Origin of the sequence: Streptomyces sp. NPDC052101 (assembly GCF_040680235.1) — a bacterium.
Taxonomy (GTDB): Bacteria; Actinomycetota; Actinomycetes; order Streptomycetales; family Streptomycetaceae; genus Streptomyces.
In genome coordinates this window covers 111,837-125,170 of the sequence record NZ_JBFAWH010000014.1, presented here as the reverse complement: position 1 = coordinate 125,170, position 13,334 = coordinate 111,837, and the positions used below count along the sequence as shown (strand labels likewise).

The 13,334-nt window shown below is 69.4% G+C and carries 12 protein-coding genes; 4 read left to right on the top strand and 8 right to left on the bottom strand.

Translation table 11 applies throughout. From position 1 onward, the window contains the following. Positions 1–147: 147 nt before the first annotated feature. Positions 148–768: a hypothetical protein gene (locus AB0L75_RS24850; protein ID WP_365184564.1), complete on the top strand. Its 621-nt coding sequence runs from the start codon at positions 148–150 to the stop codon at positions 766–768. Between the two features lie 204 nt (positions 769–972). On the opposite strand, the gene AB0L75_RS24845 is transcribed toward AB0L75_RS24850, so the two are convergent. Continuing rightward, positions 973–1,380, bottom strand: a complete 408-nt coding sequence (locus AB0L75_RS24845; RefSeq protein ID WP_365184561.1) for a hypothetical protein — start codon at positions 1,378–1,380, stop codon at positions 973–975. A 284-nt stretch (positions 1,381–1,664) separates the two neighbouring features. Here AB0L75_RS24845 and AB0L75_RS24840 point away from each other — a divergent pair, with 284 nt between their 5' ends. Together AB0L75_RS24840 and AB0L75_RS24835 are read left to right on the top strand one after the other, a co-directional pair. Continuing rightward, complete coding sequence (locus tag AB0L75_RS24840) at positions 1,665–3,104, top strand: aldehyde dehydrogenase family protein (RefSeq protein WP_365184558.1); 1,440 nt, start codon at positions 1,665–1,667, stop codon at positions 3,102–3,104. 41 nt (positions 3,105–3,145) lie between these two features. Further along, positions 3,146–4,582 (top strand): GMC family oxidoreductase, encoded by a 1,437-nt coding sequence (locus AB0L75_RS24835; protein WP_365184555.1) that lies wholly within the window; start codon positions 3,146–3,148, stop codon positions 4,580–4,582. Between the two features lie 185 nt (positions 4,583–4,767). On the opposite strand, the gene AB0L75_RS24830 is transcribed toward AB0L75_RS24835, so the two are convergent. The 6 genes from AB0L75_RS24830 to AB0L75_RS24805 form a co-directional block, all read right to left on the bottom strand. After that, positions 4,768–5,946, bottom strand: coding sequence for an acyl-CoA dehydrogenase family protein (locus AB0L75_RS24830; protein ID WP_365184552.1), 1,179 nt, complete (start codon positions 5,944–5,946; stop codon positions 4,768–4,770). Positions 5,947–5,948: 2 nt separating this feature from the next. Further along, on the bottom strand, positions 5,949–7,151 hold the full coding sequence (locus AB0L75_RS24825) for a CoA transferase (RefSeq protein WP_365184549.1): 1,203 nt from the start codon (positions 7,149–7,151) through the stop codon (positions 5,949–5,951). Next, positions 7,144–8,790, bottom strand: a complete 1,647-nt coding sequence (locus tag AB0L75_RS24820; protein WP_365184546.1) for an acyl-CoA dehydrogenase family protein — start codon at positions 8,788–8,790, stop codon at positions 7,144–7,146. The genes AB0L75_RS24825 and AB0L75_RS24820 overlap by 8 nt, the downstream gene beginning before the upstream one ends. A 30-nt stretch (positions 8,791–8,820) precedes the next feature. After that, positions 8,821–10,179 (bottom strand): MFS transporter, encoded by a 1,359-nt coding sequence (locus AB0L75_RS24815; protein WP_365184543.1) that lies wholly within the window; start codon positions 10,177–10,179, stop codon positions 8,821–8,823. 158 nt (positions 10,180–10,337) lie between these two features. Next, on the bottom strand, positions 10,338–11,243 hold the full coding sequence (locus tag AB0L75_RS24810; RefSeq protein WP_365184540.1) for a LysR family transcriptional regulator: 906 nt from the start codon (positions 11,241–11,243) through the stop codon (positions 10,338–10,340). A gap of 27 nt (positions 11,244–11,270) precedes the next feature. Beyond that, positions 11,271–11,459: a hypothetical protein gene (locus AB0L75_RS24805; RefSeq protein WP_365184538.1), complete on the bottom strand. Its 189-nt coding sequence runs from the start codon at positions 11,457–11,459 to the stop codon at positions 11,271–11,273. A gap of 353 nt (positions 11,460–11,812) precedes the next feature. Between AB0L75_RS24805 and AB0L75_RS24800 the strand changes: the two genes are divergently transcribed. Continuing rightward, entirely contained in the window at positions 11,813–12,286 is a 474-nt protein-coding gene (locus AB0L75_RS24800; protein WP_365184535.1) for a MarR family transcriptional regulator, read from the top strand. A 177-nt stretch (positions 12,287–12,463) separates the two neighbouring features. Here the strand turns inward: AB0L75_RS24800 and AB0L75_RS24795 are convergent, their stop codons facing one another. Further along, on the bottom strand, positions 12,464–13,000 hold the full coding sequence (locus tag AB0L75_RS24795; protein WP_365184532.1) for a heme-binding protein: 537 nt from the start codon (positions 12,998–13,000) through the stop codon (positions 12,464–12,466). Positions 13,001–13,334 lie beyond the last annotated feature (334 nt).

The following is a 13,334-nucleotide window of genomic DNA, read 5'->3' as shown; positions in this document are numbered from 1 at the left end:
CGTACCCGTGCCATGTCAGGTGCACAGGATTCCACCCATGTGAACACACGTACTGCCAGAGATTGGTTACACGTGAGGGGGTATCCACAATCGTTGTGAGTACTATTCGGAAACGCAACGGCACATCACCTCGGAAAGAGAGCCACTGTGGCCGAGAACCTTGACGAAACCACCAGCCTCGGGCCGGTCTACGCCGCCCGGCTGGCAGAAGACCTGAAGCGCAACGCCGAGGAACAGGAACGCCTCGCCGGTGAGGCGGCGGCCCTCCAGGAGAAACTGGCGACACTGCGCCACAACCAGGCTCTGCTGGTCAACATGCAGCAGGCATTGGGACATACCGAAAAGGCAGACGAGTCGGCCGCCGCGGGCAGTGGCGAGACTGCCTCGGTTCCCCGACAGGCGACGCCGCCGACACAGGCCGACAAGGTGCAGACGGGCCGTGCCAAGAAGTCGGCAGTCGCCGCGAAGACCACGCCCGCCGCCCGCTCCACTCAGCCGGCCAAGCAGGGCAAGGAGCAGGGCCCGACGCTGCGCGACCTCGTCGTCACTCACCTCAGCCGCGAAGGCGAACCCCGGGCGGCCGTCGACGTCGCCGATGCCCTGAGCAAGGCGCATCCGGAGCGCGGCATCAAGATCACCGTCGTACGCAGCACCCTGGAGGCCATGGTCGCCAAGGGACTCGTCCGGCGCAGCAAGCGCGGCAAGTCCGTCTTCTACACGGCCGATGCCGCCCGGTCCGCGAGCACGAGTCAGCCCGCCACCGCCTGAACCCGCGGCCCATACAAGGCGCGGTCATGCCATGCCAGGCACGAACCGATCGACTGTGTTCTCGGCACAGCCTCGCCGACAGGTCACGGCCTGCTCGCGTACGTCCGCTGCGCTACGTCGTGGGAGCCACCCCACGGTGCGCCGCGGGCACCGGGCACAAACAGCTCCGGACAGAGCAGCATCCTTGACGTAACGGCGTAACTCTCACGGCGATGAGAGCCGTTGACCGACTTGCGTCCGCACGACCGACCCGGGCGCGGGCGGGTAGACGAACAGCGGCGGGGCCCACGGGGGGTCGGGAGCCTCACTGCGCACGCAATGCCCGCGGGAGGCGAGGACGGCGGCCACCGCGGCCGTCAGGATGCCGACGCTGTGAGACAGCCCCGCTCCCTCATCACCCGATGCCCCGTATATCCGCTCGTCGGGAACATTCCACGTCAGAATCAAGCAGTCCTCGGTCACATTCAGATCGATGCCGTCGGGTCCGCATGCCCGCTGCGATGCACCGACCAAGTGCACCGGGATGCCCACACGGTTCAGATCAGACCACACCTGGAACGCGAAGTCGGCGAGCGGAAGACCGGCGAGTAACTGCAACGCCGTTGAGGTCACCCACGCAGCGTACCCGCTGCATCAGGGACGTCGGGCACGGGCGCCTGCAGTCACTCAAGTGAGTTCAAACACCATCCATTTGCTGATACTTAGTGATCGTCTGCGTCATGGCTCGTCCGGTGACGGATGGGTTTAGCTGGACAAGGCCGCAGTTGGCGCCCCGACGCTGCCGTCGCGTGGTGCGAGAAAAGGGAACTCTGCGACCGGACCGTGCTGTCGGTGAGTGCGCGCGCAGGCCGCGGCACCCGCACGCGGCCGTGAAACTCACTGCACAGGAGAGACACATGTCCAGCTCGCGAGGCCGGATCACCGACGGGCAGCAAGCCCCAGCAGGCCGCGGCCACGCCGCACACTTCGCCGGCGACGGTCCACCGCCCGCTTGGAAGGCGGCGGATGCGGTGACCGCCGCATATGAGGCCTTCCCGTCCTGGTCGGCGTCAGCCCCCTCGGAACGCAGCGCGGTCTTGATGCACGCCGCTCAACTGCTGATGCTGCGCACCGGCCGCATCGTCCAGACGATGGCCGCCGAAACCGGCGCGGCCGGTCCCTGGTCAGCGTTCAACGCCAAGCTGGCGGCGCAGTTCCTGCTCGACGCCGCGGCCGCAGCCGTCCGTCCCGGCGGGCAGGTCATGCCCGCATCCTCCGAGGGGTCCTGCTCCCTACAGGTTCGCGTACCCCTGGGGGTGATCGCCGCCCTCACTCCCCGCCATGCCCCGCTCCTCATGGCGGCCCGCGCCGTGGCTCTGCCGTTGGCCCTGGGCAACGCCGTGGTCCTCAAGCCCGGCCAGACAGCCCCTCTTGCGGGCGGGCTGCTGCTGCGGGAGGTGCTGATCGATGCGGGACTGCCGGACGATGTCCTCACCGTCGTCACGCACGACCCCGACGACGCCGACGAGCTGGGCCGTGCCCTGGTCGCCGACCGGCGGGTCCGTGCCGTCACCTTCACCGGCTCGGCCGCGGCCGGCCGCGAGGTCGCCATGGCAGCGGCCCGGCACCTGAAGCCGGCACTGATCGAGGTCGGCGGGAAGAACTCCCTACTCGTGCTGGGCGATGCCGATGTCGAGTACGCCGCCGACGCGGCGGTCGTCAGCTCTTTCCTCGACGCGGGCCAGGGGTGTCTGAGCACCGAGCGGATTTTCGTCGATCGCGCCCTGGCCGACGGCTTCCTCGCCCGACTCACCGACAAGGTCGCGCGAGCCGAGAAAACCGGACCCACCTGGCCCGCCGAAGTCACCGGTGCCATGTCCGACCCGCGTGCCGCGCGCCGCGTGGCAGCCCTGGTCGCCGACGCCCTCGCCAAGGGCGCCACCGCCGTGACAGGCACCGGCCGCCTCGAGGAGAACACCGCTTCCCTCGCACCCGTGGTCCTCACCGATGTGACCGCGGACATGGACATCTGGTCGCAGGAAGTGGCCGGCCCCGTCGTCACGGTGCACGCGGTGGACAGCACCGACGAAGCCGTCGCCCTTGCCGGCACCCCGCCTTGCGGGCCGACGGCGGGTGTCATCACCCGCGACTGGGCGGCCGGTCTCGACGTCGCCCGAAGGCTCCCGGCACGCGCCGTTCACGTCAACAACCGTGCCGCCGACCCCGTGCAGGCCCCGTTCGGGCACATCACCGACTCGGGCTACGGCCCCCAGGCGGGCCTCATGGGCATCGAATACTTCACCGAAACCCGCTGGATCACCGCGGGTGTCTTCGGCCGCCCCGACTTTCCGCTCTGACCACTCCCCCCAGACAACGTTGCCAACGAACGGATCGTGCCGTGCGAACAGTGATCGTAGGAGCCGGCTCCGCCGGCCTGGTGTGTGCGTGGAAGCTCAGCGAGGATCCCGGTCACGAGGTCGTCCTCGTCGACGCGGGCAGCGACCCGGGCCCCGACGTACCGCTGGAACTCGCCACCGAGATACTCCTGCCCGCGCACTACTACTGGCAGTACACCGACGAGGACACGGGCAGCTTCCTACCGCGCGGCAAGGTCTTCGGCGGCAGTTCGGCGGTGAACGCCGCGGCGGCCACGCGCGGTCACCCCTGGTGCTTCGACGCCTGGGATTCTCCTGTGTGGACCTACGACGCCTGTCTGCCGGCCTTCCGCGCCCTGGAAGCCGACCAGCAGTTCGGACAGCAGGACTACCACGGATCTGACGGCCCCATCGCCATCACCCGATACGAACAGAGCGCATTCGATCTCGCGTTCCAGGACGCCTACCGACGCCAGGGCTTTCACCCGCTGGCAGACCACAACGCCCCCGGAGCCCTCGGCTACGGTCCCTTCCCCACCAACCGCATCGACGGCGTGCGCATGAGCACCCTGGTGAGCGTACTGCCCCACCTGCGCGGGCGTAGCAACGTGGTTCTCCGGCCGGACAGCGAGGTCCTGCGGGTACTCATCAGCGGTGGCACGGCCCATGGCGTGGTCCTCGCCGACGGAGACGGGGAGCACATCGTCGAGGCCGATCGCGTCATTCTGTCCGCCGGCACGTTCGGCACACCCGAAATCCTCTTCCACTCCGGCATCGGGGCGGCCGACGACCTGCGCAGCGCCGGCCTGCCGGTCCTCGCCGACGCACCGCAGCTGGGAAGGAACCTGTCCGACCACGTCCTGTTCCAGATGAACGTGGAGGTCACCGATCCCTCCGAGCTGCCCATGCCGGGCGGCCAGGGCACTCTGCTCACCTACGAGCTGCCCGGCGACCGTCATCCACAGGCGCAGATCTTCGCCTACCACGCCCCCTTCTTCGACCCCACCGCAGGCCCGCACACCGCCGCCGTGACCGCCTCGCTGGTCACCCCCGAGAGCCGGGGCCACCTCGCCCTCGGACCCGGACGAGCCCGCGTCCACCTCCACCACCTGACGGCGCCCCTGGACCGGTCGCGGGCGGCCGACATCGTCAGGACGGCCGCCCACATCATCGACGACCTCGCCGCCCAGGGCCGACTGAAGCTTCCCGACACACCCTGGTGGCGGGCCGAGGACCTGCCCCAGGCGTGCCGCGTGCAGGCCCTGTCGTACCACCACCCGGTGGGCACCTGCCGGATGGGACGCGACGATAAGGCCGTCGTGGACGAACATCTGCACGTGCGAGGAGTGGAGCGGCTCATGGTGGCCGACGCCTCCGTCATGCCGACCATTCCCCGGGGTCACACCAATCTGAGCGCCATGATGATCGGCTACCGGGCAGCCGACTTCGCAGCCGGCTGAGCCCCTTCCGACAGCGTGAACGACCCCGGGCGGCCCCGGAACGGCATCCGTTCCCGGGGCCGCCCGGCGCCGTGGCGGGTGCGGCGGAGACGTTTACTCCGCTTCCTGCGGGCCGCTCAGCAGGCGCTTGGTGTCCGGGCTGCTGCCCGGTTCGAGGCCGAACCGGTGTCGGCGTGGGCGCACTGTCAGCGGAAGGCCGCGTGCCCTGTCAGTGCCTGACCGAGCGCGAGTGTGTGCATTTCGGTGGTGCCCTCGTAGGTGAGGACGGACTCCAGGTTGTTCATGTGCCGGATCACCGGGTACTCCAGCGAGATGCCGTTGGCGCCCAGAATCGTACGGGCGGTGCGGCAGATCTCGATGGCCTCGCGTACGTTGTTGAGCTTGCCGAAACTGATCTGTGCGGGTTGGACTCCCGGCCCGTCCTTGAGGCGCGCCAGGTGCAGGGCCGTGAGCGTGGCCTTGTGCAGCTCCAGCGCCATGTCGACGAGCTTTTGCTGTGTGAGCTGGAAGGCGGCGAGCGGCTTTCCGAACTGCTCGCGCTGAGCCGCATAGTGAGCGGCCGCCTGCCAGGCCGAGCGTGCCGCACCCGTGACGCCCCACACGATCCCGTAGCGCGCCTCGTTCAGGCAGGTCAGCGGCGCGGACACGCCACGTGCCCCGGGCAGCAGTGCGCTCGCGGGCAGCCGCACGCTGTCCAGGACCAGTTCGCTGGTGACGCTCGCCCGCAGCGACAGCTTGTGCTTGATCTCAGGCGCGGAGAAACCAGGCGCCGCGGTGGGGACGACGAAGCCTCGGATGCCGTCGTCGGAGCGCGCCCACACGATCGCGACCTCGGCCACCGAGCCGTTGGTGATCCACATCTTACGGCCGTCGAGGATCCAGTCGCCGCGGTTGCGGCGGGCCCGGGTCCGCAGGGACGACGGGTCCGAGCCGTGGTCGGGCTCGGTCAGACCGAAGCAGCCGATGGCCTCGCCGGCCGCCATCCGCGGCAGCCATTCCTGCTTCTGTTCCTCGCTCCCGAACCGGTGGACGGCGAACATGGCGAGGGACCCCTGTACGGAGACGAACGACCGCAGCCCCGAGTCGCAGGCTTCCAACTCGCGGCAGGCGATGCCGTAGGCGAGGGCGGACGTGCCCGCGCAGCCGTACCCCTCAAGGTGCATGCCGAGCAGGCCGAGCTTGCCGAAACCCCGGGCCATTTCCTGCAGGTCAGGCAGCGCGCCGCGCTCGAACCAGTCGGCGATGTGGGGCTCGATCCGCTCGGCGCAGTACCGACGGACGGTGTCTCGTACGTCCCGCTCCTCGTCGCCCAGGAGGGGTTCAAGGCCGAGCGGGTCGGCGGGATCCAGCAAGGGGAAGGGCATGTTCAGTCCTCATGAGCCTGGTGCGGAGTACGGTGCAGCAGACGGGCGATCTCCGCCTCGTCATAGCCGAGTTCGGCCAGTACGTCTTGGCTGTGCTGGCCCAGCGTGGGCGGCGCGGACCGCACAGGAGGGCGCTCGCCGCGGAAGTTCACGGGGAAGGCGACCTGCTGGAGCGGGCCGACGAGGGGGTGGTCCGCCTTCTGGACGATGCCGAGCGCTTCGGTCTGCGGGCAGTCGTAGACCTCGTCGAGGGTGCGGATGGGAGTGACGGGCACGCCCGTGTCCGTCAGCAGGTCGCACCAGTGGGCTACGGTGGCGTCGGCCAGGACCGCGTTCATCTCGGTGTTGAGGGCGCGTCGGTTGTCGACACGGACGCGGTTGGTGGCGAACCGCTGGTCCTCGGCCCACTCGGGGTGGCCGAGGGCCGCGGACAGCTTGCGGAACTGGGCGTCGTTGCCGACCGCGATCACGAAGTGCCCGTCAGAGGCCGGATAGGCCTGGTACGGAACGAGGCTGGGATGCCCGGAGCCGAGGCGGGCGGGCCGCTCACCGGTGGCGAAGTAGCCGGTGGCCCAGTTGACGTGCAGGGCGAGCAGCGACTCGTACAGCGAGGTCGTGACGTACTGCCCGCGTCCTGTCCGCTCGCGCTCCACGAGCGCCGAGGTGACGCCGATGATCCCGAAGAGCGCGGCGCCGAGATCGCCCATCGCGTATCCGGCGCGTACGGGCGGTCCATCCGGTTCGCCGGTCAGGGACATGAGGCCTGCGGACGCTTGCGCCACCATGTCGTAGCCGGGTTCGTCGCGACGTGGACCCTGCTCGCCGAAGGCGGAGATGTGCAGCACGACCAGGCGCGGGTAGCGCTCGCTGAGCTGGCGGTAGTCGAAGCTGCGGGCCAGCGAGCTGCCGGGGCGGAAGTTCTCGACGACGACGTCAGCGGTGGCGATCAGCCGGTGGGCGGCCTCCTGGCCTTCGGGGGCTTTGAGGTCGAGGGTGACGGAGCGCTTGTTGCGGTTGGCGGCCAGGAAGTACGTGGCGTCGGGGCCGTTGAACGGTGGGCCCCAGCTGCGCGTCGGGTCACCGCCGTCGGGGTGTTCGACCTTGATGACGTCGGCGCCCAGGTCGGCGAGGGACATGGTGACGTAGGGTCCGGCGAGGATCTTCGACAGATCGACGACACGCATTCCGGACAGCGGCTCAGGCATGTGCGGCCTCTTTCGCGTCGGCAAGCGGCACCTGTCCCCCGTCGGCCACCTCGGCGAGGCGCTCGACGGCGGGACGAGGCAGCGCGCCGGGATCGTCGATGAGGGCGCGGTAGGTGTGGGCGATGAGCAACTTGCGGGCGTTTCCGGTCGCCCACCACTCGTAGTCGCCCTGTTCCAGGAGCAGTGTCGCCATGACGGCGCGACTCAGCTCGTCCGCGTAGCGTCCGACGCTCATCTCCTGTTCGTCCTCCGGGAGTTCGAGGATCCGGTCGCCCTTGGCACGCAGGGTGTGCCACAGGTCGCCGAGCCTGGTGCCGTAGGTGTCGGCGAGGGTGTGGTGGGCGTCCGTACGCCGCATGCAGCGCAGTACGTCGAGCGCGATGACGTTCGACGAGCCCTCCCAGATCGAGCCGAGGTGGGCGTCGCGCAGCAGCCTGGGGTCGACCCAGTCCTCGATGTAGCCGTTGCCGCCACGGATCTCCATGGTCTCGCCGGTGACGGAGCGGGCACGCTTGCACAGGGTGTACTTGGCGAGCGGAGTGAGGATCCGCACCAGCTCACGGGCCGCGCCGTCCCCTGCGTCCGCGGCGTCGAGGCGGGTGGCGGCTTCGAGGACGAAGCCCAGCGCGGCCTCGGCGTCGAGCAGCAGGGGCAGCAGGGTGGCCCGCATCAGCGGCTGGTCGAACAGCGGTCGGCCGAAGACCTCGCGCCGGCGGGTGTGGTGCACGGCTTCGCGTACCGCTCGGCGCATGAGCGCGGTGGCCCGCATCGCGTTGGACAGCCGGGAGGCATTGAGCATCTCGGCCATCTGCGCGAAGCCACGGGTGAGTTCACCGACGGGTGTCGCGTACGCGTCCTCCAGTGTGACTTCGCCGCTCGGGATGGACCGAGAGCCGAGTTTGTCCTTGAGCCGGTCGACGCGGATCGCGTTGCGGGAGCCGTCCGGGCGCAGCCGCGGGACCAGGAACATCCCGAGTCCTCGGGTGCCCTCGCCCTGTCCCGGCACGCGCGCCAGGGTGAGGACGACGTCCGCGCCCGGGTTGGACGCGAACCACTTGCGGCCGTTCAGCGTCCAGTGCGTGCCGTGGTCGGTGGCGACGGTCGCCGTCAGGCCGACATCCGTGCCGCCCTGCCGTTCGGTCATGAACATCGCCCCGGTGGCTCGTCGTTCGGGGTCGGTGGACGTGAGCGCCGAGATATCGGCGGCGTAGCGCTCGGGGTCGAAGAGACGCAGCACGCGGGCGGCCGAGTCGGTCATCGACAGCGGGCAGGCCATGCCGAACTCGGACTGGACGTAGAGGTACGACAGTGCGTACTTGACGGTGTGCGGGGTCTTCGTGGGCCAGCCGTGGACGCCGGGGCGGTGGGACATGGCGGCGAGACCGAAGCGTTCGTAGGCGATTTCGGCCAGCCGGTCGTGCGCCGGATGGAAGTCGATGTCGTCGATGCGCTCGCCATCCGGGGCGTACGGGCGCAAGCGGGGCGGGTTGGCGTCGGCGAGCCTGGCCTGCCGGTCGATCTCGCCGGCCGCGAGGGCACCGAGTTCGACGAGCAGCGGTTCGATGCGCGCACGGTCGTCGGGGGCGAGGACCCGGTCCAGCAGGGGGCGCAGGGCCGGGTCCTGTGCGGCGAAGTTCATCGGGGGGTTCTCCTGGAAGGAAGGGCCTGATCAGGCGGGGGATGCGGCGGGTTCCGGGGAGAGAACCGGAGCCGTCTGACCGGTGCGGGTGAGCAGCGGCAGGACGCCTGCAAGCGTGATCACGACGTATCCGAGGCCCAGAGCGACGATGGACCAGATGGAGCCAGTGGCGGTGAGCAGGTACTGGGAGACCATCGGGGCCGTCCCGGCGAACACAGCCGTGCACATCTGGTACGAGAGGGACATGCCCGTGTAGCGGACCTCGACGGGGTAGACGCGGGCGAGGATGCCCGCAAGGGCCGCGTAATACATGGCGTGCGGGAAGGTGGCGAGGCTCATGCCGAGGACGGCGAGCCAGAAGTTCCCGGTACCGACGAGCGCGAACATCAGCGGCAGCAGCACGAATTCGGGCAGCAGCATCCACAGGACGGCCTTGCGCAGCGGCCACCGTGCGGCGATGACCGCGCCGAAGGGCTGCACCAGCACCTGGACGACGAGGGCGAGCGAGACGACGGTGAGGAAGGTGGACTTGTCGAAGCCCAGATCGGTGGTGGCCCACGACAGCGCGAACGTCGTCTTGACGTAGGTGATCGCGACTCCGGCCGTGCCCGCGAGCACACCGAGCAGGACGAGCAGCGGGTAGGTGGACAGCACGTCCTTGACGGGGAGCTTGGACGTCTGTTTCCGCGCCAGGACGCCGGCCATCTCGGGGGTCTCGGCGAGCCGCAGCCGGATGAACAGGCCGACGGCGACGAGAACGGCGGAGGCGAGGAAGGGGACGCGCCAGCCCCAGGACTCGAAGGCGGCGTCGGGGAGCTGGGCGATGCCGAGGAAGGCGAGCGTCGCGAGCAAGTTGCCGACGGGGGACCCCTGCTGGGCCAAGGCTCCGTAGAGCAACTTCCGTCTGGGCGGGGCGAATTCGGTGGCGATGAGTACGGCGCCGCCCCACTCGCCGCCCATGGCGATACCCTGGATCAACCGCAGCAGCACCAGCAGGATCGGAGCGGCAGCGCCGATCTGCGCGTATCCGGGGAGCAGCCCGACGCAGAAGGTGGCGCCGCCCATCATGGTCAGGGTGACGACAAGGGCCTTCTTGCGGCCGCGGCGGTCACCGAAGTGCCCGAAGACCAGGCCGCCGAGGGGTCGGGCGAGGAAGCCGATCCAGAAGGTGGCGAAGGCGGCGAGCGTGCCGACGGCGGGCGAGGCGTCGGCGGGCGAGGCGTCGGCGAAGTAGACCTTGCCGAGGACCAGCGCGGCGGCCGATCCGTAGATGTAGAAGTCGAACCACTCGATGGTGGTGCCGATGAACGCGCTGATCCCGGCGCGACGCGCTTCACGGGTGGAGGGCCGAGCGGCGGGGGTTCTGGGGGCGGGGGTGTCTTGCTGCATGACGAGCGTCCTCTCGTAGCGGCAGATCCCGCCGCTACGTCGGGGCCGAGCGGCCGTCCCCGGTCCTGGGCGGGATGCAGGCCACTGTGCACCCCGGGATTAGGACATGTCCAAGACCAAAAATCCCCTCCGTTGAGATGTCATCCCTCATAATCGCGTCAGCCGTCGTAGCCCCGCGGGGTCGGCAATACACGCTCGGCGACGCGCAGCACGGCCTTGAGCGCCGCCGAGGGATTGCCCGTCCGCCACCCGAGGGCGATCGGCAGCACCGGCACGTCGTCCCCGGCCAACGGCCGGAACACCACATGCTCCAGACGGATGGCCTGCGCCGACTCGACCACGACGGCGAGGCCGACCCCGGCACCGACCAGGGCCAGCAGGTTGTACGAGTCGGGGGCCTCCTGCACGATCCTGGGTGCGAACGCTGCCTCGTGACAGGCCTGTACCAGGGCATCGCGCACCGCGGATCCGCGCGAGACCGGGAAGGTCACGAAGGGCTCGTGCGCCAGGTCGGCGAAAGAGACGTCCGCGCGCTGCGCGAGCGGATGGCTGTCCGGGAGGGCGATCATCAGCCGCTCCATCCGGACGACCCGGGTGCTGATCCCGCGCCGCACGGGCAGGGCCACGAAGCCGACGTCCAGTGAGCCCTCCGCGATCCGGCCGAGCGCCTCACCGGCGTACGTCTGGCCCTCCAGGACCAGCTCGATGCCGGGCAGTTCGGAGGTGACGGCCCGGGTGAGCACGGGCAGCACCGAGTAGCTGCTGGCGCCCGCGAAGCCGATCGTGACCCGGCCGACCTCTCCCAGATGGGCTGCCTGCACGGTACGGCGCACCGCGGACGCCTCGGCCAGCAGATGCCTGGCCGGCTCCAGCAACGCCTGCCCGGCGGCGGTGAGCCGCACGGAACGGGTGGTGCGCTCGAAGAGCGTGACCCCGAGATCCCGCTCCAGCAGCCTGATCTGCTGACTGAGCGGCGACTGGGCGATGTGCAGCCGCTCGGCGGCCCGCCCGAAGTGCAGTTCCTCGGCAACGGCGACGAATCCGGAAAGGTGACGTAGCTCCACCCCACAGACAATGCCAGGCCGGGCGGCTCAGTCCCTTGGCAGCCCGAGAATCGGCTCCGCGACGACACTGGGCTGGACCCATGGGCGGCGTAACCGGCGAAGGTGCCGGTGTGCGTCGGCCACCGGTTCTCCCGGGCCGCCCCGCTGGTCCGGGTCGACCACGAGCCGGGAACTGCGGACCTGGTCCAGCACCAGTTCGGCCACCGGCATGACCATGTGCCGTCCCCACCAGCCCTCGGAGACGTGACAGAAGGGCAGACAGCCGGAGTAGCCTCCGGAACGAGCTATTCCCAGCGCTCTGGGCGGAACGCGGCCTCGTCCTCCCACACGGCCGGGTGCCTGTGGGAGAGCAGCGGCAGCAGCCCGGACCGTCCGCCCCGCAAGGCCGGTGAGGTGGCCGTCGGGCCGGTGCCAACCTGGGAGCGGCGCAGCAATGCGCTACCGCTGCCCGACCGGGTCACGGCATCCTCGTCCAGCTGCCCGATCGACCCGAGTACTCCCTACTCGCCGGAGTAGTTAAAATTGGAACCACGGGGCGGGACTACGGAACGGCGAGGTGGGAGGGCACAGTGGCCGACACGGTTTGGCTCAATCAACGCCAGCTGGATGCATGGAGAGCGTTTCTGCTGGTCAGCTCATTGATCGAGCGACAGGTCGAGCAGCAGCTGCGAGACGACGCGCAACTGTCTCATCAGCAGTACGAAGTTCTCAGCCGTCTCGCTGACGCCCCGGACCGTGAGCTGCGCATGACCGTCCTGGCGGACGTAGCCCTGACTTCGAAGAGCGGGTTGACGTACCAGGTGACACAACTGGAGAAGGCCGGGCTGGTCCGGCGCCGCTCTTGCGCCGGCGACGACCGCGGGGTCGTCGCTTCCCTGACCGACGCAGGGCTGGAGAGGGTCGTCGCCGCCGCGCCTGGGCATGCCGGCCTCGTCCGCGCATTGTTCGTCGACGGCCTGTCGGATGAAGAGTTCGACGGACTCAGCAAGGGGCTCGGCGCCCTTGTCGACCGGCTGACCAACTCGGAAACCCGTCCCTCCTGAAAGGGCACTGAACGGATCCACCGACCCCAGCGACTCATCAGCGACCTGCGCTCACGGCTGTTGCGGAGCCCCGAACGACTTAACGACACCCAGGCCGGTGACCGGCGATGCACCCATGGACATGCATGGGCCGCCCGGCCTGCGGCAGGGCGGCCCACGGGTGGGGTATGACCGGGGTCAGGAGAGGGTCTTCAGGGCGGCGTTGGCGAAGTCGGCGTCGAGTTCGCCGGTGGGGGCGCCGGAGACGCCGATACCTCCGACGATCTTGCCGTCGACCTTGATGGGGATGCCGCCGGGCAGGATGCTGAAGCCGGGGATGTAGGTGAAGCCGGGCGAGGTCTTGGCGGCGTTCTGCAGGTCGGCGGTGGGGGTCTGGAAGCCGGCTGCGGCGTAGGCCTTCTCAAAGCTGACCTGGACGGTGGCGCCGGTCGCGGTGTCCGCGCGCTGCTGGTTGATGACCACGCCGTCACGGTCCACGACGGTCACGGAGACGGGGTAGCCCTTCTCGATGCCCTTCTGCATCGCGATGTCCGAGACCTTCTTGGCCACCGCCAGCGGCAGGTAGGGGGCAGTGCCGAGACGCGTACTGGTGGCGGCGGGCTGGGATGCGGCCCCGTTCGGGGTGGCCGACGCGCTGGGCAGGGTGGTCAGCACGGTGGTCACGGCGCCAGCGACGGCGAGAGCGGCAGCAGCGGTGAGGCTCTTGCGGGTCATGATGCTCTCCAGGTTGTTTGAATTGGAACTTCTTGACGGGATGGAACACTAGTCTAGAAGTTCAAACTCGAATAACCTCGGCGGATGTGACCTGCGCCACTGATGCCTCGCAGTGCGCCTTTACCTCAAATGGCGTCGACCGCAGCAGTAGGGGGCGGTGTGCAGCGCGACCGCATCCGCTATCCGTCTACAGCCCGCGCGCCAGCCAGCGTCCAGGTTCATCTGCAGCGAGGACGGGCCTGGCACTCCAGCCGGACTTCTGCATTTCTCCTGGTCAACGGCTTGGCGGTGGGGAGTGTGGGGGCGGCTTGGCGTGCGGGGCACGGTCTTGCGC

Coding starts and splice junctions, on each gene's coding strand:
- AB0L75_RS24805 (WP_365184538.1), bottom strand. CDS start 11,459: ATGGTCATGCCGGTGGCCGAACTGGTGCTGGACCAGGTCCGCAGTTCC.
- AB0L75_RS24825 (WP_365184549.1), bottom strand. CDS start 7,151: ATGCCTGAGCCGCTGTCCGGAATGCGTGTCGTCGATCTGTCGAAGATC.
- AB0L75_RS24820 (WP_365184546.1), bottom strand. CDS start 8,790: ATGAACTTCGCCGCACAGGACCCGGCCCTGCGCCCCCTGCTGGACCGG.
- AB0L75_RS24830 (WP_365184552.1), bottom strand. CDS start 5,946: ATGCCCTTCCCCTTGCTGGATCCCGCCGACCCGCTCGGCCTTGAACCC.
- AB0L75_RS24840 (WP_365184558.1), top strand. CDS start 1,665: ATGTCCAGCTCGCGAGGCCGGATCACCGACGGGCAGCAAGCCCCAGCA.
- AB0L75_RS24815 (WP_365184543.1), bottom strand. CDS start 10,179: ATGCAGCAAGACACCCCCGCCCCCAGAACCCCCGCCGCTCGGCCCTCC.
- AB0L75_RS24795 (WP_365184532.1), bottom strand. CDS start 13,000: ATGACCCGCAAGAGCCTCACCGCTGCTGCCGCTCTCGCCGTCGCTGGC.